The following is an 18980-nucleotide window of genomic DNA, read 5'->3' on the forward strand; positions in this document are numbered from 1 at the left end:
GGACGGCGTCAGCCGCCGGTCCCGAAGGGCCCGGCGGCCCCGTGCCCCCGCTCCGCCCGGCCGGCATCCTCCTCCTCGCCCCCGCCCTCCCCGTACAACCGTGAGATCAGGGTGAGGGCCTCGCGCAGACCGGCGGGGCGCGCCGTGCCGGACGCGGGCGGGCGGCCGAGCCAGCCGGGGCCCGCGAGGAGGACCAGGGGAGAGGTGGACGCTCCCCGGATCCCGAACGCCGTCCGCGCGATCCGCTGGGCCAAGGCGGGGTCGGCGGTGGACCGGGACTGGGACCACAGGACGACGGCGGCGGGACCCGAGCGCCTGACCGCCGCCTCAAGGGCGTCGGCGGGCACGGCCGCGCCGAACATCCTGGCCGGCAGACCGCGTTCGGCCAGAGCCGCGGCGAGCGCCTCCAGGGGCAGCGTGTGCTGCTCCGCGGGGACGCAGGTCAGCAGGACCGGAGTCGCCCGGGAGGTGGCCGCCGGTCCGGAGACGGCGGCCCGTCGCAGCGCCGTGGAGACGTGCCAGGACAGCAGGTGCTCCACCTCGACGTAACGGTCGTCCGAGGACTCCCACTTCCGGCCCAGCGCACGCAGCGTCGGCGCCATGATCTCCTCCCAGCAGGTGACCAGGCCGTGTTCCGCCAGCGCCGCCCGGAGCAGCTCTTCCATGGCGGGCGCGTCCAGCCGGACGGCGGCGCGGGCCAGCCCCCGGCACTCCTGCCGGACGTCGCCCAGCGGCAGTCCGCTGCCGGCCGCCGACCGCCGGGAGGGCGCAGCCGGTCGCGGCGCGTGTTCCGGCACGGGTCCTGGTCCGGCTTCCGGCCCGGTCGTCTCGGAGGGCGCGGCGAGCGCGGTGACGTCAGCCCGGCCCGGAGCGGCGGCGCCCACCTCGGGTGCCTCCGGCGAGTCCGGTGCGGTTCGCTCGCGCCGGGCGGCCCGGGCGGCCTCGGCCGGCGGGACGCCGGAGGCGGTGAGACGGCACATCTCCTCCAGCATGGCCACGTCCGCGGGGCTCCACCGCCGGTGGCGTCCGTCTCCGCGACCGGCCGGGCCGATCCCGTACCGCCGGTCCCAGGACCGCACGGTGGTCGGGGAGACGCCGAGACGCCGGGCCAGGGCACCCGTGGTGATGCCGGGATCGGTGTCGTGCATGGTCACCACCGTGGGGTGCGGGAGCGGTGCGGGCAGGTGCGTGCGGAGGCGGGGCCGCCTCCGGCCGGTCCGCGCGCCGGCACCGGTCGTCCTGGGTTTCCGGCCGGGCCCCCGGATCGGATGCACCCGGCCGGCCGGGGCGGGCATGACGGCCCCCCGTCAGCCGGCCGCCGGCTCACTCCGCCGCCGGACGGGTGAACGGCTCGTTGACGGCCGGGGAAGTGCATCCGGGCGCTCTCGCGGCGAGAAAAGGCATCGAAGCATCACAAATGGTGCTTCGGTACCTGTCCGTCCGCGCGGAGCCGATCCGTACGGAGACGGCCCCGGGCGGCGGGCGGAACCGCGGACAGGCAGGGCGCGTCGGTCGCCCTGGCCGGCCGGAACGCGCAGCGGCTCGCCGACCGGTCCAGGCTGCCCGGCGACTGCCCCCGGCGCGTCTTCGACGCTTACGACCTCGACGGCTGCGCGGCCCTGGCGCCGTGGGCGGCCCGATCCCTCGGACGCCTGGACCGCGTCGTCGTGGCCGTCGGAGTGGCGGGATTCGGGCGGGCCGAGAGCGTCGACGAGGCCGCCGTCGAGCACCTCAAGACCGTGAACGCCCTGGCACCCTTGCCCGGTGCCCCGGAGCGCCCGCACTGAGCGCCCTCGGGGCACCCGCGCGCTCCTCAGGCGTACGGGCTGTCGGCGCCGGCCGCGGCGGCGCGCTCCGCGCGCGCGGGGCAGCGGGGGCAGCAGCCGATCGGGCAGAGGTCGTGCGAGGGGGCGAGGGCGCCCAGGGCGCAGCCCACCGAGACGGGTCTGCCCGCTCCTCGGCGACAGCGTGGAGTAGTCGCGTGACCGCGGGCGGGCCCGCCCGCCTGGCGGTAAGGACGTCGCGAGCGACTCACCCCCAAGAAATTAGGTGTAGAATACATCTACATGAACGATGTAATGGGCTGGGCAGGTGCGCTGCGACGGAGCCTCACCGCCGCTCTGCGCACGGAGCGTGTGTTCTCCGACCGCGTCGCCATCGCGCGAGCGCTCGTCGCCGTCGTGGCGGCCTCCGTCGTCGGAGCCCTCCTGGATGACCCGCTCGCGTGGGCGATGATGGAGGTGGGCACGTTCATCGTCGGTATCGGCACGCTGCTCGCCCCCATACGCCACCGCGCGGTCAACGCCCTCGCGCTCGGCGCGGGCTTCAGCCTCGCGACACTGGTCGGCGTCTTCCTCCAGCCGGTCGGCTGGTACTTCCTGATCGTCCTGGCGGTCGTGTCCTACGGGGTCGGCCTCTGGCGCGCTCTGGGTGTCGCCCCCGGGATCCGCGCCTGCCTCGTCGCCATCGGCCTCATGCTCACCGCCGACCTCTCACCCGGTGTCGGCTCCGGGCTCGTCATGGTCGGGTGGATGGCCGTCGGAGCCGCCATCGTGGTCGTCGTCCAGCTCCTGCCGCCGTACGGACGCCGCCACCCCGCCCAGCGCAAGGCTCTCGCCGCCCTCTACGACGCCCTCGCCGCGCAGGCCCGGGGCGCCTCTCACGCCCCCGACCTCACCTCGGCGCCGTTCACCACCGCCCGCGCCGCCCTCGATCTGCTGCCGCGATTCTCCCGCCCGGCCGCCGCGCCGCTCTACGCGCTTCTGGGCGAGGCGGAGGGCATCCGCCGGGCCCTGCACGCCGTCAGCCCCGGCGAAGGGCTGCCGGGCGACGACCTCGCCGACGTACTCGCCTCCCTCGCCGTCACCCTCCGCACCGGCCGCCTGGACGTCCCGGGGCCCCGGGCCGCCTCGCGCGACCGCCTCGCCTCCTGGCGCGGTCCCGGCGCGGACGCGCTGCGCCCCCGTGTCCTGGAGGCCGAACGCCTCGTCGACCACTGGCTCGACGACCGTGGTGCCGAAGGTCTCGACGGCGCGCTCGACGACTTCCCCGTCCAGAGCGCGACCCGCTCGGCGCTGCGGCGTCTGCGCGCCGAACTTCGCCCCGACGCGCCCCTGTTCCGCCATGCGCTGCGCCTGGCCATCGGCACCACCGCGGGCGAGGCGCTGGGCCGTGCCCTCGGCGACTTCGGCGGCTACGGCCTTCCCGAGCACGGCTTCTGGGCCGCCCTGACCACCATGCTCGTCCTCTTCCCCGACTTCGGGCACACCTTCGCCCGCGGTTGGGCCCGGCCCATCGGGTCCGTCGTCGGCGGTCTCGCCGCCTGGGCCGTGCTGCTGCCGCAAGGCTGGAACCCGAGGGCCCTGGAAATCGCCACCGTCGTGCTGACGGCCTGCGTCTTTCTGACCCTGCGCTCCGGACAGCTGGTGCTCAACTTCTTCATCACGGCGTGGATCGTCTTCCTCGTCACCCGCCTGGGCACGGCCCCCGAGCTGATCTCCTGGGGGCGCCCCGCCGACACGGTCGTCGGCGCGCTGCTCGGTCTCGTGGTCTTCGTCCTGGTGCCCACCTACCACCACCGGCGCCTTGAGCACCTGATCGGCGGCTGGCTCGCCGTGCAGTCCCGCCTCCTGCCCGCCCTCGTCGGCGCGCTGACCGAGGCCGGCGCGGTGGACCACGCCGAGATCGACGCGTTGCGCCAGCAGGCCCGGCAGGCCCGGGAACGCCTGGAGGCTGCGACCGTGAGCCTCGCCCACGAGCCGCGCGCGCACCGCTCCCGCTGGAGCCACGGCGAACTCGCCGCTGTCCAGCAGGCCGTGCACGAGGTGGCCCGCTGCTCCTCGGTGCTGTACCACCACCTGCCCGCGACCGACGCCGACGCGGTCCCCGAGGCCGCCGAGGTCGCCGCGCTGCTCCACGGCCACCTGTCCCGGTTCACCGAGGACTTCGCGATGGACCGGCCCCTCGAACCCGGCACGCTGCGTGCCGCGTTCGACGCGTGTGCCTCCCGCAGCGGACTGACCGCGCTCGCCGCCCCGTCCGCCCCGGACGGTGCCGCGCATGCCCGCGCCTACGCTCTGAGCCTGCGGCTCGTCGGGGCCCTCGAAACCCTCCAGCGCAGGCTGACACCTGTCGCCCCGGAGTCCTCCGGCGGGGGCCGGGCCGCAGCACCGAGCCACCCGGACGCCCCGGACGGAGCGTACGTCCGAGCGCGGTGAGGGTGCTCGCGGCGAGTGCGCCGGGGCGGGCGGAAGCCTGTCTCCGGCGCACCCGCGCGCACCCGCTCCGTCCCGCCGGGCGGCTTGCCCGCGCCCGCTCCCGCCTCACCGGGCTCCTTTGTCCAGTGACCGGAGTCGGGCGCCCCTTCCGGTGCGAGGGCTGTTCCGGCGGCGGTCGTGGGGGAGGGCTTCACCGGCCGCCCACGTCCCCGACCAGGTCTTCCGCACACCAGGTATGACGGCTCGTCAAGAGTGGCTGCGGTACTGCCCGTACGTATGCGTCTGTGCCTGTAGGGCGGTCGTCGGGGAGACGGCCGCCCTACAGGCACAGGGGAGGCGAGGGTCAGGACGTGGAGGGGCCGCCGAGGAGGGCCGGGCGGCGGTACCACGCTCCGGTGGCGGCCTCGATGGACGCCGCCAGCCGCAGGACACCCAGGTCGTCGCCCTGCCGGCCGATGACCTGCAACCCGACCGGAAGGCCCTCGGGGGTGAACCCGAACGGCAGGGACAGCGCGGGCAGTCCGGCGAGGGTCACGCGGGAGCAGATCCGCATCCACTGCCGGTAGTACGTCTGCTCCACACCCGCGATCTCCTTCGGCCACGGCTCGTCGACGTCGAAGGGCGGCAGTTGCGTGACCGGCGCCAGCAGGAACCGGTACCGGGTCAGGAAGGCGTGCATCCGGTCGTAGACCTGGCTGCGCAGCACCTCCGCGCGACCGAGGTCGTCGACGGTCAGTTCAAGGCCGCGCTGGATCTCCCACGTGGTGGACGGCCCGATGTCACCCGGGCGTTCCTGGTACAGGGTGCCGTACGCCTGCCGGTAGAAGGCCGCGCGCAGGATGGAGAACGACTCGTCCGCCCCGCTGAAGTCGGGCTCCCGCTCCTTCACGGCGCACCCGAGGTCGCGCAGGACCTGCTTGGCCGGGGCGAGGGCCGCCGTGATGCGCGGGTCGACGTCGAGGCCGTCGAGCGTGTCGGACCAGGCGACCGGGGTGCCGATCTGATCGAGCAGGAGAGGGGCGCTGAAGTCCTCCTCCGCGATGCCGATGGCGGCGCGCGAGTCGGGCCGGGCGATGACCCGCATTTGGAGAGCCACATCCGCGACGGTGCGGCCCATGGCCCCGTACGCGCCGAGCGTGAAGTGGTTCATCGGCACCGGCCAGACCGGCACGCGGCCGATGGAGGGGCGCATGCCGACGACGTTGCAGTAGGAGGCCGGGTTGCGCAGGGAGCCGGCCATGTCCGAGCCGTCGCAGATCGGCGCCATGCCGGTGGCGAGGGCGACGGCCGCGCCACCGGAGGAGCCTCCGCAGGTGCGGGTGAGGTCGTAGGGGTTGCGGGTCGCGCCGAAGACCTCGTTGAAGGTCTGTGAACCGGTCCCGAACTCGGGGGTGTTGGTCTTGCCGACCGTCACCGCACCGGCGTCCAGCATGCGTTGGACGACCAGCGTGTTGCGCGTCGGCACGTTGTCCTTGAAGAGCGGTGAGCCCATGACGGTGCGGATGCCCGCAGTCTCGGCGAGGTCCTTGTGCGCGGCGGGCAGCCCGTGCAGCGGGCCGAGGGCTACGCCGTGTGCGATGGAGCGGTCGGCCTGCGCGGCGAGTTCGATGGCCCGCTCGGGGGTGGAGGTGACGATCGCGTTGACGTGCGGGTTGACCTTGTCGATCTGCGCGAGGTGCGCGTCCAGGACCTCTCGGGCCGACACCTGCCGGCTCGTCATGAGTTCCACGAGTTCGGTCGCCGGCCTGAAGACCAGCTCGTCGTCCGTCCGGGACGTGTTCATGGCCTGTTCCCATCGTGTGGTGCCGAGCCCGTGGCCCGGCGGCGGTTGACGGTGGACGGGGGCTTCTCGGCACCGCGGGAATGCGGTGCCGAGAAGCCCCCCGTCCCGGACATCGTGGAATCCTTCACCGCGAACAGACCAACAGCGATCGTGGAACGGTTCTATCCGAATCGGAGATTCATGCCGCTGACCGCCGCACGGCGGCGCCCGGCGCGGTTGTCCGCGACGTGTGCCCCGCGGCTCCTGTCACGGCCGCCTGTTCCTGCCCAGGAGCCGCCTCGGCCACCAGGCTCCGCAGGAAGGACACTCCGGCCGGGCCCGTGGGCCCTTCACCGGGAACGGCTATCTGCATCTCCCACCAGGGCGCCGGGTCCGCGAACTCCACCAGCCGGACCCCGGGTACCGGAGACGCCGTCTGCCCCTGGGGGAGCGGCGGGACGACGGAGACGCCGGTGCCCTGGGCCACCAGCCGCAGCCCGGCCAGTACGTCGTCGACCACCAGGGAGGACCTGCCGGTGAGCCCCGCTTGCCGGTACGAGCGGTCGATCCACTGGGACAGCCCCCAGTGCGCGGGGTAGTCGATGAACCGCTCGGCGTGCAGCGCGCTCAGCCGCACCGGCTCCCGCGCGCTCGCGAGCCGGTGGCCCGCGCCCACCGCGAGGAGGAGCCGCTCGCGCCGGACCGGATGCAGGGTGACTCCGTCGCAGACGGGCCCGGGCCAGGTCACCAGGGCCAGATCCAGGCGGTGGTTGCGCAGTTCCTGCAGGAGCCGGGTGCTCGACCCCTGCGACAGGCTGATGCGTACGTCGGGATGTTCGATGGCGAACCGGTGCAGCGCGGTGAACAGGTCCAGCGGCGCCAACGACTGGATCGTGCCCACCCGCAGGGTCCCGCTCAGCACGCCGTTGACCGCGCCGAGAGCCTCCTCGGCGCGGTCCATGTCGGCGAGGATCTGCCGGGCCACCGGAAGCAACGCGCGCCCCGCGTCGGTCAGTTCGACCCGGCGGGAGGTCCGGTCGAACAGTCGTCCCGCGACAGACTCCTCAAGGGAGCGTACGGCGGAAGAGACCCGGGACTGCGACAACCGGAGGACATCGGCGGCGTAGGTGAAATGTCCCTCCTCGGCCACGGCGACGAAGCACTCCAGGCGCCGCCGGTCGAACTGAACCTTCTGCTTCATCGACCCACCTCAAACCAATGTATGAGCATTGAGGAAATAATGAGATAGATGCTATCCCCATGGCTTGTTTGTGGCGTATCAGGAAGAGCCGGACGATCTCAGGGTCAACCACACGCCCAGGCAGTCACCCGTCTGAGCGATCGTCGATCTTCAGGAACGAACCATGGCGGCTACACCCCCAGTTGCGGCAGGACGACTCGATATCAAGGTCAGGGCCGGCGTCATCACCACGGGCCTCGGGCTCGGTCTGTCCATCGCCGACCCCGCGCTGCTGTCCGACAACCTCGGCTCCATCTCGTCGGGCCTCGGCATGTCCAATGGCATGGCGGCGTTCACCGCCTCCATCACGACCCTCACCCTCTCCGCCGCGATCCTCGGCGCCGGCAGCCTCGGGGACATCTTCGGGCGTCGACGGCTCTACGTGTGGGGCCTGTTGGGCACCGCGATCTTCGGTCTGCTCGCGGTCGCCGCCCCCAACGGCGCCGTCTTCGTGATCGCCCGCGCACTCACCGGCATCTGCTACGCCCTGCTGATGGGCCTGTCGCTGGCCCTGGTCCGCGCGGTCGTACCCCAGGACCAGCTCGCCAGGGGCTTCGGCATGACGTACACGGCGGCGTTCCTGCTTTTCGCCACCACCCCGCTGTTGTCGGGCTGGCTCACCGAAACCACCGACTGGCGGGTCGGCATGTGCCTGACCCCGGTGATCGCGCTGGTCCTGATCCCGCTCACGCTCCGCTTCGTCAAGGAGGGCGAACGGGCCCACCGCAAGGTCGATGTCGCCGGGATCGTGCTGGCCGCGATCTCGCTGCTCGGCATCGTCTACGGCTTCTCCAAGCTGACCGACGGGTTCACCCCGCTGGTCGGCACCTGTCTCGTCGGCGGTCTCCTCCTGTTCGCCGCCTTCGTCGTGTACGAGCTGCGCCACCCCGACCCCGCCCTGGATCTGCGGCTGTTCAAGTCCGGCGCCTTCACCGCGGGCATGATCGGCGGGATGATGTTCAACTTCGTCATCAGCGGCCTGATGCTGATGAGCATGTACTACATCACCCAGGCCAAGGGGCTGGGCGCGGGGAGCGTCGGCGTCATCGCCACGGCGGCGGCCATGGGCCCGTTCCTCTCCTCGTCGGTCGCGGGCCGTCTGGCCCGGCAGCGCGGCGCCCGTACGGTGATGATCTACGGGCATGTGGTCATGGCCGTGGGTATCCTCGGCTACCTCTTCATGAAGGCGTCCTCGCCGATGGCCGTCATCGTGGCGTCCATCTTCGTGGTCAACATCGGTATCGCGTTCATGCAGGTCACACAGACCACCGTGGTCATGACCGGCAGCCGGCCCGAGCAGGCCGGGGCGATCTCCGGCGCCAAGGCCATGCTGGACGAGGCCCTGTACTCGATGGCCCCCGCCGCGGTCGCCCTCATCCTGGGCGGTGTGTTCGCCGCGCGGATGCGCGGACACCTCCAGGGCGCGACCGTGGAGCAGGCCCGCGGCGCGATCGCGGGCGACGGGAAGGTGCCCGCCGACGTGCTCCACGCCGCACGCGAGGCGATGGCCACCGCCGTCAACTGGACCAGTGTGGTGTTCCTGGTCCTGTGCCTGCTCTCACTCGGCGCGACCGTCCTGCTGCTGCGCAAGGACCGGCGCCGGCCGCAGGAGCCCGCACGACCCGGGACCCCGGCGCGTGCCGAGACGCCCGCCATACCGGCGCGGGCCAAGGCCGCCGCGATGGAGACGGGTGACGAGGCCGGGGAGCAGGGGCCGGCCGTGGCCGCCTGAACGCCCACGAGGCGGGGCCGGACCAAGACCGACGCCGCCCCGGCCCCTGCCCGCCCGGACCTCACCCCGTCCGCGCCTCCCGCCGCCCGGACCTCCGGCGGCACGCACATCCGACGGCCCCGGTCACCCGCCGCCCGCTCACGGCCGCGCCGTCAGGCCGCCCGCCGTCCACGGCAGGCGCCGCAGGTGGTCGCGGAAGAGGGCGACCGCCGCCGAGTGGGTCGCGTGGGACGACCACGCCACGCACAACCGACGCGCCGCCGGGTCCTCGCCCCCGGGGTCGGCGGCGAGGGGAACGTCGACAGTGCCGTGGTGGGGGACACCGTCGTACGGCAGCAGGGCGATGCCCAGGCCCTCGGCGACCAGGCCCTGGACGGTGTCCGTGGAGTCGGTCTCGATGACGATGCGCGGCGTGAAGCCCGCGCCTCGGCAGAGCAGATCGGCGATCTGGCGGGTCCCGTACTCGCCGGCCATGGCCACGAAGTCCTCGCCGCACGCTTCCGCGAGCCGGACCCGGCACCGGCCGGCCCACCGGTGGGAGGCGGGGACGACGAGCCGCACCTCCTGCGTCTGCAGCGGCGCGTAAGCGATCTCGGCGGCGTCGGGCGGCGGCGAGATCAGGCAGAGATCGGCCTCGCCCGCGCGCAGCAGTTCGATCATGCGCGGAGAGGAAGCCTCGGTGAGCCGGAAACGTACGTTCGGATGCGCGGTTCGGTAGGCGGCCAGCAGGGCCGGGACCATCCGGGGGCCGAGCGACTTGAGGTGAGCGAGATGGATCACCCCGTGCTCGGGGTCGGCGTCGGCGGCCAGTTCGCGCTGGGCCAGATCCAGGGCGGTCAGGGCCTGTTCGGCCCGCTCCAGCAGTTGCCGGCCCTGGGGTGTCAGGCGCACGCCCCGGCCGACGTGCAGGAAGAGGGGGACGCCCAGGCGGGTCTCGATGCGGCCGATGGTCCGCGAGAGGGTCGGCTGGCTCACCCGCAGGGCCTCGGCGGCGCGCGTGAGGTGCTGCTCGCGGGCTACGGCGGCGAACTGGGCGAGGTAGGGAGCCAGGAGCGCCGCCAGCTCTCCGTGCTCCTGGAGCGCGTCGGGCGACGGCGCTGGAGAGGCCCCGCCCGACGGGGTGTTCTGGGTCACAGGCCACGTTCCTGTCCGGTGACGAAACCGCAGGTTGAAGCGGATGTATACGTCAATATGAGCAAAAGGCTTGGATATGCATATTAGTGGAAAACAAGGACCAGGCGAATGGTGGTCGCCATGGCCAACCACATCGCTTCGGCGCTCCTTCCCGTCTTCTTCGCGCTGGCCCTCGGCTACGGCGCGGGGTGGCGCGGATTCATCGACAACAAGAACATCTCCTCCCTCAACCACCTGGTCATGTTCTTCGCCATCCCCGCGTCGCTCTTCGTCTCGATCTCCTCCAAGGACAGAACGGACATCACCTCGCACGGCCTCCTGATCGCCGTCCTCGTGATCGCGATGCTCGTGGTCTACGCCGTGACGCTGGTGCTCCAGACGAAGGTCTTCAAGCTCGACAAGAGCACGGCGGCGGTGCAGGCCCTGACGGTCGCCCTGCCGAACTACGCCTCCATCGGACTGCCGCTGGCCGGGGCGGTCGTCGGCGGCGAGGGAGCCATCGCCGTGGCCCTCAGCATCGCCCTCGGCTCCATGACGGTCTCCCCGCTCACCCTCGCGCTCCTTGAGGACGACAAGCTCGGCCCCGACGCCCAGGGTTCGGCGCTCGGCCGCTTCGTCACCGCGCTCGGCAAGTCCGTGCGCAAGCCGATCTTCTGGGCGCCGATGCTGGCCTTCGTCCTGGTGCTGTGCGGGGTGCGCCTGCCCGAACTGGTGGGCACGACCCTCACCCCGATAGGCACCGCGGGCGCGGGCGCCGCACTGTTCCTGACCGGGCTGATGCTGTCGGCGCAGAAGGTGACCTTCGATGCCAACGTCGCCTGGGGAGTCGTCTTCAAGAACGCGCTGATGCCGCTGTTCGCCTGGGGCCTGTGCCTGCTGTTCGGCATGGACAGCGTCCACACCACCGAAGCGATCCTCCTCACCGCGATCCCCTCCGGCTTCTTCGGACTGGTCTTCGGCGCGGGGTTCGGCAAGCGGCCCACGGTCGCGGGCTCCACGCTGCTGTTGTCCACCGTCCTCGGGATCGTCTCCCTCTCGGTCGTCATCGCCCTGCTCCCGCAGCACGCCTGACGGCCCACCGCCCAAGACCCCGCCCCCCACGACGCACCCGCCGCCCCCTTCCCCTTCTTCCCTCCAGCCCCTTCCCACGTACGAGAGAAAGCCCCTCTCATGACACAGCCCACCGCATGGGACACCCGCCGCAAGGTCAAGGCCGCGCGGCTGGCCCGCTCCGCCCACCTCGCATCCGGCAAGGTCATCGGCACCGACCGCGCCGTCGAAGCCCTCGAAGCCCTCATCAACCCCGGCGACAAGGTCGTCCTGGAAGGCGACAACCAGAAACAGGCCGACTTCCTCTCCCGGTCCCTGGCCGCCGTCGACCCCGAGCGCGTCCACGACCTGCACCTGCTGATCTCCTCCTTCTCCCGCCCCGAACAACTCGACCTGTTCGAGGACGGCATCGCCTCCAAGACCGACTTCTCCTACGCCGGTACGCAGTCCACCCGCGTCGCGCAACTGCTCGCCGACGGCAAGCTGGAGATCGGCGCCATCCACACCTACCTGGAGCTGTACGGGCGCTTCTTCGTCGACCTCATCCCCGACATCGCGCTCGTCGCCGCCAACAGCGCCGACCGCGCCGGCAACCTCTACACCGGCCCCAACACCGAGGACACCCCGGCGATCGTCGAGGCCACCGCCTTCCGTGACGGCATCGTTATCGCACAGGTCAACGAACTGGTCGACAACGAGGACCAGTTGCCGCGCGTCGACATCCCCGGGGGCTGGATCGACTACGTCATCGTCGCCGACCGCCCGTACCAGATCGAGCCGCTGTTCACCCGCGACCCCCGGCACATCACCGAGGTGCAGATCCTCATGGCGATGATGGCGATCCGCGGCGTCTACGAGCGCCACCAGGTCACCTCGCTCAACCACGGCGTCGGCTTCGACACCGCCGCGATCGAGCTGCTGCTCCCCACCTACGCGCACTCCCTCGGCCTGCGCGGGAAGATCGCCAAGAACTGGGTCCTCAACCCGCATCCCACGCTCATCCCCGCCATCGAGTCCGGCTGGGTCGAGTCGATCTCCGCGTTCGGCGGCGAGGTCGGCATGGAGGAGTACTGCAAGGCCAGGCCCGACATCTTCGCCACCGGCCCCGACGGTTACCTCCGCTCCAACCGCCTGATCGCGCAGGCCGCCGGACACTACGCCGCCGACATGTTCATCGGCGCCTCCCTCCAGATCGACCGCGACGCCAACTCCTCCACCGTCACCCACGGCAGGCTCTCCGGCTTCGGCGGCGCACCCAACATGGGCGCCGACGCCCGCGGGCGACGCCACGCCAGCCCCGCTTGGCTGGATCTCGCCCACGGGCACGACGGCATCGAACGCGGACGCAAGCTCGTCGTCCAGATCGTCGAGACGTTCGCCAAGGGCGGCGTGCCGAAGCTCGTCGAATCGCTCGACGCCGTCGACGTCGGCCGCAGCGCCCAACTGCCCGTCGCCCCCGTCATGATCTACGGGGACGACGTCACCCACGTCATCACCGAAGAAGGCATCGCCTACCTCTACAAGGCCCGCGACCTACAGGAGCGCCGCGAAGCACTCGCCGCCATCGCCGGGGTCAGCCCCATCGCGGGCGCCCACGACATCGCCCGTGAGGAGCGCCTGCGCCGTGACGGCCTCATCGCCCTGCCCGGCGACCTCAAGGTCAACCCCGCCGACGCCAAGCGCTCCCTGCTCGCCGCCCGCTCCGTGGAGGATCTGGTGACCTGGTCCGGCGGCCTGTACAACCCGCCCGCCCGCTTCCGGAGCTGGTGATCCCGCCGTGCCCCGCACCCTCACCGCCCCACCCGACACCCTCGCGGGCCTCGCCGTCGACGCCCTGTGCGCCGAAGCCGAGCTCACCCCCAAGCCCGGCCTGGTCGACCGGCGCGGCCCCGGCGCCCACCACGACATGGACCTCGGCCTGCTCCTCGCCTCCGCCCGGAGCCTGCGCGACGGGTTCAGCGCCATGGCCCACGCCGCCGTACGCATCCGGGAACCCTCACCGGCCCTGCGCGGCGAACTCGCCCGCATCGGACGCCGCGCCGAGCGCGCCATGCTGGCCGTCACCGGCGGCGTCAACACCCACCGCGGCGCCATCTGGGCGCTCGGACTGCTCACCGGCGCCGCGGCGCTCGGTGCGAGCGACCCCTGCGCGACCGCCGCGCTCATCGCCGCCCACCCCGACCCCGCCGCGCCCGCCGCCGGCCCCTCCCACGGCCGACTCGCCGCGCTGCGCCACCGGGCGGGCGGCGCACGGGCCGAAGCCGCCGCCGGGTTCCCCCACGTACGGCTGGCCCAGCGCGCCCTGCGCGACGCCCGTGCGCAGGGAGCCGACGAGACGTCCGCGCGGCTGGACGCGCTGCTCTCCGTCGTCGAGTCCCTGGACGACACCTGCCTCCTGCACCGTGGCGGCCCCGAAGGGCTCCTACGAGCCCAGCGAGGCGCCCGCGACGTACTGGACTCGGGTGGCAGCGCCACCCCGGCCGGCCGGGCCGCGCTCCTGCGTCTGAGCGACGAACTCACCGCGCACAAGCTGTCGCCCGGCGGCTCAGCGGATCTGCTCGCCGCCGCCCTCTACCTCGATGCCCTCGACTCCCACCACGCCCTCGACGCCCTCGACTCCCTCGACTCCCTCCACGCCCACGGACTCTTCCTCGCGCCCCTCGCCACCGCAGCCGATCACAGGAGTTGACGATGCAGCAGCGCATATACACCTTTCCCGCGACAACACCCGCCGCCCGCCGCGCCCATGTCGGCGTCGTCGGCTCCGGCGACCTGGAGATCCTCGTCGAACCCGCCGACAGCGGCGTCACCATCGACCTGCGGACCAGTGTCGACGGCTTCGACACCACCTGGCACTCCGTGCTGGAACGCTTCTTCTCACGCACCGAGATGGCCGCGACCCTTCAGATCAACGACTTCGGCGCGACCCCCGGCACGGTCGCCCTGCGTCTCGCCCAAGCGGTGGAGGCCGCCAAGTGAACACCATCCACGACACCCCCGAGACGTCTGCCACCGCCGCCGTCAGCCTGCCCGACGCGTTCACCGAGCTGTCCGCCCGCGCCCGCGCCCGCGCCCTCCTCGACGAGGGCACGTTCCGCGAACTGATCGACCCCTTCGACCGCCTCGAATCCCCCCACCTCGCACCCCAGGGCATCGTCCCCCAGGCCGACGACGGCGCCGTCGTGGCGCGCGGCACCATCGACGGCGAACGCGCCCTCGTCCTCGCCCTCGACGGCAGGTTCCAAGGCGGCGGGATCGGCGAGGTCTGCGGCGCCAAACTCGCCGGAGCGCTCGAACTCGCCGCCCAGGACTGCGAGAACGGCCGCCCCATCCGCCCCGTCATCCTCCTGGAGACCGGCGGCATCCGCCTCCAGGAAGCCAACCTCGGCCTGCTCGCCATCGCCGACATCCACGCCGCGATCGTCCGCCTACGCCGCCACACCCCGGTCGTCGGCGTCATCGCCGGCATGGTCGGCTGCTACGGCGGCATGGGCATCGCCGCCGGACTCTGCTCCCACCTCGTGATGACCCGGCAGGGGAGGCTCTCCCTCAACGGGCCCGAGGTCATCGAGCAGGAGGCGGGCGTCGACGAACTCGACTCCAAGGACCGCGCCGCCATCTGGGCCATGGCGGGCGGCGAGCAGCGCGTCGCCGTACACCTCGCCGACACCCTGGCCGACGACGACGTACAGATGCTGCGCGCGTCGGTACGGGCGATCTTCACCGCCCGCCAGTCGGGGACGCCCCGCAGCGCGGACGTCGAAGGCGCCCTCGCCCTGCTCGCCGCCTTCGACGCCACCGCCAAGCCCACCCCCCGGCAGATGCGCGATCTGATGAACGGAGTACGCAAGTGACCACGCCGACCCCTCCCACGTCCTGTCCCCCCTCCCGAGGACGCGACTGGTTCGAGCGCCTCACCGGCAGCACCGGCGCCACGGGCCCCATCGGTTCCGTCCTGTCGGCCACCGCCGAACTCGGCGGTTCCACCGCACAGTTCCTCGCCGTCGTGGTCGATCCCGAAGGCCGCTTCCCCCGCGCCCGCGGCGGCGAGGTCGGGCTCGAAGAGGGCTGGCACCTCGCCGCGCTGATCCGCGCGGCCCTCACCGCCGACGCCGACCTGCCCGCCGAGGCCAAACGGCCCCTGATCGCCGTCGTCGACGTCCCCAGCCAGGCCTACGGCTACCGCGAAGAACTCGCCGGCATCCACCAGGCCCTCGCGGCCGCCGTCGACGCCTACGCCACCGCCCGACTCGCCGGGCACCCCGTCGTCACGCTCGTCGTCGGCAACGCCATCTCCGGCGCCTTCCTCGCCCACGGGCTCCAGGCCAACCGGATCATCGCCCTCGACGACGACGCCGTCCAGGTCCAGGTGATGAGCAAGCAGGCCACGGCACGCATCACCCGCCGCACCATAGCCGCACTGGACGAGGCGGCGAAGAAGGTACCGGCCACCGCCTACGACGGCGCGTCCTTCGCCACCCTCGGGGCGCTGCACCGGCTGCTGCCCGGCGACAGCGACACCCCGGCCGTGCTCGTCGCGCTCGCGGAGGCCGTCGCCGACGCCCGCTCGGGCCCACGCGATCTTTCCGCCCGCCTCACCTCGCCCGAGGCACGGACGAGCAGGGCCGCCTCCCTGGAGGTCCGCCGCCGACTCGCCGCCGGCTGGGACGACTGACATGGCCTGCCGACGCGGCCCGGCGCCGACCCCTGCCACCGGCCCCGACCCCGTTCCCGACACCGGGACCAGAACCGGAACCGGTCGCGGCGCCGGGCCGCGCCCGCACGACCTCCTCCACCTCACCGACCCCGACACCGTCACCCCCACAAGCACCCCCACTGCCCCTGGCGCCCCCGCCGCCCCCGCCGCCCCCGCCGCCCCCGCCGCCCACGCGGCCCTGTGGACCGCCCTGGACCGCGCGCCCTGGGTCGTCGTACGCCGGGACGTGACATCCGCCGGGCGCCTGCCGGTGGGCGTCCGTGGGACCACCCGCTCCGCTCGTTGGCCGGCGACCGTCCCCCGCGCCGCCGTCCGGCGCGTGCTCACCCCGTACGCCCTCCTGCACCGCGACGCCCCCCGCGACCTGCCCGTCTTCCACGCCCTGCGCGCCCTCGCCCGATGCGCGCCCCCGCCCTGGGTACGCGCCTGGGGGCCGGGCGGCAGCGTCGGCTTCGAACTCGCCACCGGTGTCCCCGCCGCCTCACCCACCAGCGACCTCGACCTGATCATCGATACCCCCGACCCCGTCCCGCCCGCCGACGCCGCCCGCCTGCTCGACCTCCTGGCCGGGCTGCCGGTCCGGGTGGACGCCCAGTTCCAGACACCGTACGGAGGCGTCGCCGCCGCCGAACACGCCCGCGCCGAACCCCGCGTCCTGCTGCGCACCGACCACGGCCCGCACCTGGTCACCGACCCCTGGGCCCCCGCGCCCCGCACCCCCGAGGAGCCCTCCGCGTGAACACCGTCCTGCTCTTCCCGGGACAGGGCGAACAGCGCCCCGGCATGCTGCGCGACCTGCCCGACCACCCGGCCGTCGCCCGCACCCTCGACACCATCTCCACCGCCCTCGGCAGCGACGTACGCGCCCTCGACACCGCCGACGCCCTCCGCTCCAACGCCGCCACCCAACTCGCCCTCTTCGCCGCCTCCACCGCCGCCTTCCACACCCTCGCCGACGTCGGCCTGCACCCCGAGTACGTCGCGGGCCACTCCATCGGCGCCTACGCCGCCGCCGTGGCCTGTGGCGCCCTGTCTCTGCCCGACGCCGCCCGCGCGGTCCGCGTACGCGGCACCGCCATGGAACGGGCCTACCCCACCGGTCACGGCATGGGCGTCGTACTCGGCCTCACTGAAGCCGTCGTACGCGACATCGCCGCCACCTGCGCCACCCGGGCCGAACCGCTCTACGCGACGAACGTCAACGCCCCCCGCCAGATCACTGTCTCCGGCGCCACCCCCGCCGTCACGCGCGCGCTCGCCCTCGCCATGGAGCGAGGCGCCACGAAGGCCAAGCACCTCGCCGTGTCCGTGCCCGCGCACTGCCCCCTGATGGCCGGGCCCGAACGTGAACTCGCCGCCTTCCTCACCGACACGACCGTCCACCGCCCCACCGTCCCCTTCGCCGGGAACGTGGGCGGACGCACCCTGCGCACCGCCGGGGCCGTGCGGGAGGATCTGATCCGCTCCCTCACCCACCCCGTGCGCTGGCACGAGGCCACCAGCGTCCTCTACGAGAGGGGCGCCCGCCTGTTCGTCCAGGTGCACCCGGGGGACTCGCTCGCCCGGCTCGCGTCCGCCGCCTTCTCCGACGCCCGCGCCCTCAGCGCGCAGACCACCACGCCCGCACACGTACGCGACCTCGCCCGGCGGGCCTCGCTATGAGCGGCGCGGGGCGCGGACGTGGGGGAGAGGACGGCGGAATCATGCGGCGGAGGTCGCTGGTATCGGGGCGGACGGGTCGTCTGGACGCGCATCCCGCGCCCACGCCCCCGGTTGCCTGGGGCATCTGGGGGCCTCCGGCTCCCAAGGTTGTTGTCGCACAGAGTGGTCGGCCTCTTTCGGCCCAGCGGGCTTAGGCGGTACCGCCGCCGCTTCATCGTCGTAGCGGTGGCCCTCATCGGTCTCTTCACGTCTGGCCGCCGTGCAGGATCGTCGCTGCACCCCCAAGGGCCAGGGCCGACAAGTCCGCTGGGAGAGCAGCCGTTCGGGTAGTCGGTCATCCGCGCCGACTCGTCGTCGCTCGCATGGGGACCACCTCCGGATTCCGCGTCCGACCACGCAACGCCCGGCTCGCGCGCAGGCCAGAGCTGCGGCGCCCCCACCCGCCCTTCTACGATGACGGGCCAGAACACACGCTCAACTTGCACGGAACACGCCTCGTCATTGCCGGTGCCTGGCAATGACGACGGTCCGCCTGCCGTGTGAGTCTGGGCCACGTGGCTGAGGGGGAGTTGACGAGGGCAGGATCGTGGGCGGCGCGGGTACTGGTCGTCTTGAGCGGGGCGTTTGTCATGGTGTTCGCGGTGCCAGCGACCGTGCATGCGTGGGATGCCGTCGGGGTCGGTATGGGTTATGGCGGAGATTCGGGACGGTTCGTCACCATGGCCTGCAAGGTCGAAGCTGGTCGGGGCGGGGCGAGCACCGTCTGCACGGGCAGGTTCGCCTCCACCGACGGGCGTATGGCCGTCACCGGCCGGGTGAGCTCGATCGGTGCGCACAGTCTGACGACGGGGAGCTCCTACAAGGCGCGGTGCGACGCGGACGGCCGATGTGTGCTCGCAGGACCGACAGCTGTGGCCGGAGCGATCGGGGGCGCTCTTTTGTTCACCCTCGGCGCAGCTCTGGTACCCGTTGCGACTCTTGTCCTGGCGCGGCACGTGAGATCGGGGCCCGGCCTGCCGACCGGTCCGCACGGCTGATTCCGAAGAAGAGGCAGGGGAGCTTTCTCTTACGGATCATGAGCGGAGATCCGCGTGCGGACCTGCTTGCGTTGGCGGAACTGCCTAGGCCGAGGAAGTGTCCGAATACATCGCTGAGCTGGCCCGCAAGCGCGGCCTCGTCTGCTTCGATCCGCAGGGCGAATGTCTCCGCCCCTGAGCTGGTCGTTGATCAGCGGTCGAATCCGGGCGGGCGTACACCGCTGCGAGCCCGCGTCCGCCCCCTGTCCTCGCGCGCGGAACACCTACGCCCCGCCGAGCACACCACCCGCCACCTCACCCTCGACGACCGTGACGACAAGTTCCACCGCCTCGAAGCCGCCCTCGGTCGAACCCGCGCCCGCTTGGGTCACGCCGCCGCCGGAGCCGTGTCGGCATGCCTCTGGATGGCCGGCAGCCGACCGGCGGGGA

15 protein-coding genes are annotated in these 18980 nt (G+C 72.8%); 10 read left to right on the forward strand and 5 right to left on the reverse strand.

What is annotated here, in order from left to right; genetic code table 11:
- Positions 1–8 precede the first annotated feature (8 nt).
- Both ACZ6J5_RS18400 and ACZ6J5_RS18405 read right to left on the reverse strand, forming a co-directional pair.
- Complete coding sequence (locus ACZ6J5_RS18400) at positions 9–1148, reverse strand: MerR family transcriptional regulator (RefSeq protein WP_469392654.1); 1140 nt, start codon at positions 1146–1148, stop codon at positions 9–11.
- A 665-nt stretch (positions 1149–1813) separates the two neighbouring features.
- A complete protein-coding gene (locus ACZ6J5_RS18405) occupies positions 1814–1936 on the reverse strand; it encodes a hypothetical protein (protein WP_469392889.1) in 123 nt (40 codons plus the stop codon).
- Positions 1937–2066: 130 nt separating this feature from the next.
- Here ACZ6J5_RS18405 and ACZ6J5_RS18410 point away from each other — a divergent pair, with 130 nt between their 5' ends.
- Positions 2067–4217, forward strand: coding sequence for an FUSC family protein (locus ACZ6J5_RS18410; protein WP_469392656.1), 2151 nt, complete (start codon positions 2067–2069; stop codon positions 4215–4217).
- Positions 4218–4560: 343 nt separating this feature from the next.
- Here ACZ6J5_RS18410 and ACZ6J5_RS18415 read toward each other — a convergent pair whose 3' ends face one another.
- Both ACZ6J5_RS18415 and ACZ6J5_RS18420 read right to left on the reverse strand, forming a co-directional pair.
- Complete coding sequence (locus ACZ6J5_RS18415) at positions 4561–6000, reverse strand: amidase (protein ID WP_469392658.1); 1440 nt, start codon at positions 5998–6000, stop codon at positions 4561–4563.
- A gap of 178 nt (positions 6001–6178) precedes the next feature.
- Positions 6179–7180: a LysR family transcriptional regulator gene (locus tag ACZ6J5_RS18420; protein WP_469392660.1), complete on the reverse strand. Its 1002-nt coding sequence runs from the start codon at positions 7178–7180 to the stop codon at positions 6179–6181.
- Between the two features lie 163 nt (positions 7181–7343).
- Between ACZ6J5_RS18420 and ACZ6J5_RS18425 the strand changes: the two genes are divergently transcribed.
- Entirely contained in the window at positions 7344–8951 is a 1608-nt protein-coding gene (locus ACZ6J5_RS18425) for an MFS transporter (RefSeq protein WP_469392663.1), read from the forward strand.
- 138 nt (positions 8952–9089) lie between these two features.
- Here ACZ6J5_RS18425 and ACZ6J5_RS18430 read toward each other — a convergent pair whose 3' ends face one another.
- The gene (locus tag ACZ6J5_RS18430) at positions 9090–10085 is read right to left on the reverse strand and encodes a LysR family transcriptional regulator (protein ID WP_469392665.1); all 996 of its coding nucleotides are present in this window, start codon (positions 10083–10085) and stop codon (positions 9090–9092) included.
- Positions 10086–10193: 108 nt separating this feature from the next.
- On the opposite strand from ACZ6J5_RS18430, the gene ACZ6J5_RS18435 reads away from it, so the two are divergent.
- The 8 genes from ACZ6J5_RS18435 to ACZ6J5_RS18470 all read left to right on the forward strand — a co-directional run bounded on the left by ACZ6J5_RS18435 (position 10194) and on the right by ACZ6J5_RS18470 (position 17514).
- Positions 10194–11156, forward strand: coding sequence for an AEC family transporter (locus ACZ6J5_RS18435; protein ID WP_469392667.1), 963 nt, complete (start codon positions 10194–10196; stop codon positions 11154–11156).
- Between the two features lie 99 nt (positions 11157–11255).
- A complete protein-coding gene (mdcA, locus tag ACZ6J5_RS18440; RefSeq protein ID WP_469392669.1) occupies positions 11256–12905 on the forward strand; it encodes a malonate decarboxylase subunit alpha in 1650 nt (549 codons plus the stop codon).
- A 7-nt stretch (positions 12906–12912) separates the two neighbouring features.
- A complete protein-coding gene (locus ACZ6J5_RS18445; RefSeq protein ID WP_469392671.1) occupies positions 12913–13824 on the forward strand; it encodes a triphosphoribosyl-dephospho-CoA synthase in 912 nt (303 codons plus the stop codon).
- Positions 13825–13826: 2 nt separating this feature from the next.
- Positions 13827–14114 (forward strand): malonate decarboxylase subunit delta, encoded by a 288-nt coding sequence (locus ACZ6J5_RS18450; RefSeq protein ID WP_469392673.1) that lies wholly within the window; start codon positions 13827–13829, stop codon positions 14112–14114.
- Positions 14111–14989 carry a biotin-independent malonate decarboxylase subunit beta gene (locus ACZ6J5_RS18455; RefSeq protein ID WP_469392675.1) on the forward strand — a complete coding sequence of 293 codons (879 nt, stop codon included), beginning with the start codon at positions 14111–14113 and terminating at the stop codon, positions 14987–14989. Before ACZ6J5_RS18450 ends, ACZ6J5_RS18455 begins: the two co-directional genes overlap by 4 nt.
- Positions 14986–15810: a biotin-independent malonate decarboxylase subunit gamma gene (gene mdcE, locus ACZ6J5_RS18460; RefSeq protein ID WP_469392677.1), complete on the forward strand. Its 825-nt coding sequence runs from the start codon at positions 14986–14988 to the stop codon at positions 15808–15810. The genes ACZ6J5_RS18455 and mdcE overlap by 4 nt, the downstream gene beginning before the upstream one ends.
- A 1-nt stretch (position 15811) precedes the next feature.
- Positions 15812–16591, forward strand: coding sequence for a malonate decarboxylase holo-ACP synthase (locus tag ACZ6J5_RS18465; RefSeq protein WP_469392679.1), 780 nt, complete (start codon positions 15812–15814; stop codon positions 16589–16591).
- Positions 16588–17514 carry an ACP S-malonyltransferase gene (locus ACZ6J5_RS18470; RefSeq protein ID WP_469392681.1) on the forward strand — a complete coding sequence of 309 codons (927 nt, stop codon included), beginning with the start codon at positions 16588–16590 and terminating at the stop codon, positions 17512–17514. Before ACZ6J5_RS18465 ends, ACZ6J5_RS18470 begins: the two co-directional genes overlap by 4 nt.
- The last annotated feature ends 1466 nt before the right edge of the window (positions 17515–18980 follow it).

The organism is Streptomyces sp. NPDC042100 (assembly GCF_055582325.1).

Coding starts and splice junctions, on each gene's coding strand:
- mdcA (WP_469392669.1), top strand. CDS start 11,256: ATGACACAGCCCACCGCATGGGACACCCGCCGCAAGGTCAAGGCCGCG.
- ACZ6J5_RS18415 (WP_469392658.1), bottom strand. CDS start 6,000: ATGAACACGTCCCGGACGGACGACGAGCTGGTCTTCAGGCCGGCGACC.
- ACZ6J5_RS18450 (WP_469392673.1), top strand. CDS start 13,827: ATGCAGCAGCGCATATACACCTTTCCCGCGACAACACCCGCCGCCCGC.
- ACZ6J5_RS18435 (WP_469392667.1), top strand. CDS start 10,194: ATGGTGGTCGCCATGGCCAACCACATCGCTTCGGCGCTCCTTCCCGTC.
- ACZ6J5_RS18465 (WP_469392679.1), top strand. CDS start 15,812: ATGGCCTGCCGACGCGGCCCGGCGCCGACCCCTGCCACCGGCCCCGAC.
- ACZ6J5_RS18410 (WP_469392656.1), top strand. CDS start 2,067: ATGAACGATGTAATGGGCTGGGCAGGTGCGCTGCGACGGAGCCTCACC.
- ACZ6J5_RS18400 (WP_469392654.1), bottom strand. CDS start 1,148: ATGCACGACACCGATCCCGGCATCACCACGGGTGCCCTGGCCCGGCGT.
- ACZ6J5_RS18420 (WP_469392660.1), bottom strand. CDS start 7,180: ATGAAGCAGAAGGTTCAGTTCGACCGGCGGCGCCTGGAGTGCTTCGTC.
- ACZ6J5_RS18425 (WP_469392663.1), top strand. CDS start 7,344: ATGGCGGCTACACCCCCAGTTGCGGCAGGACGACTCGATATCAAGGTC.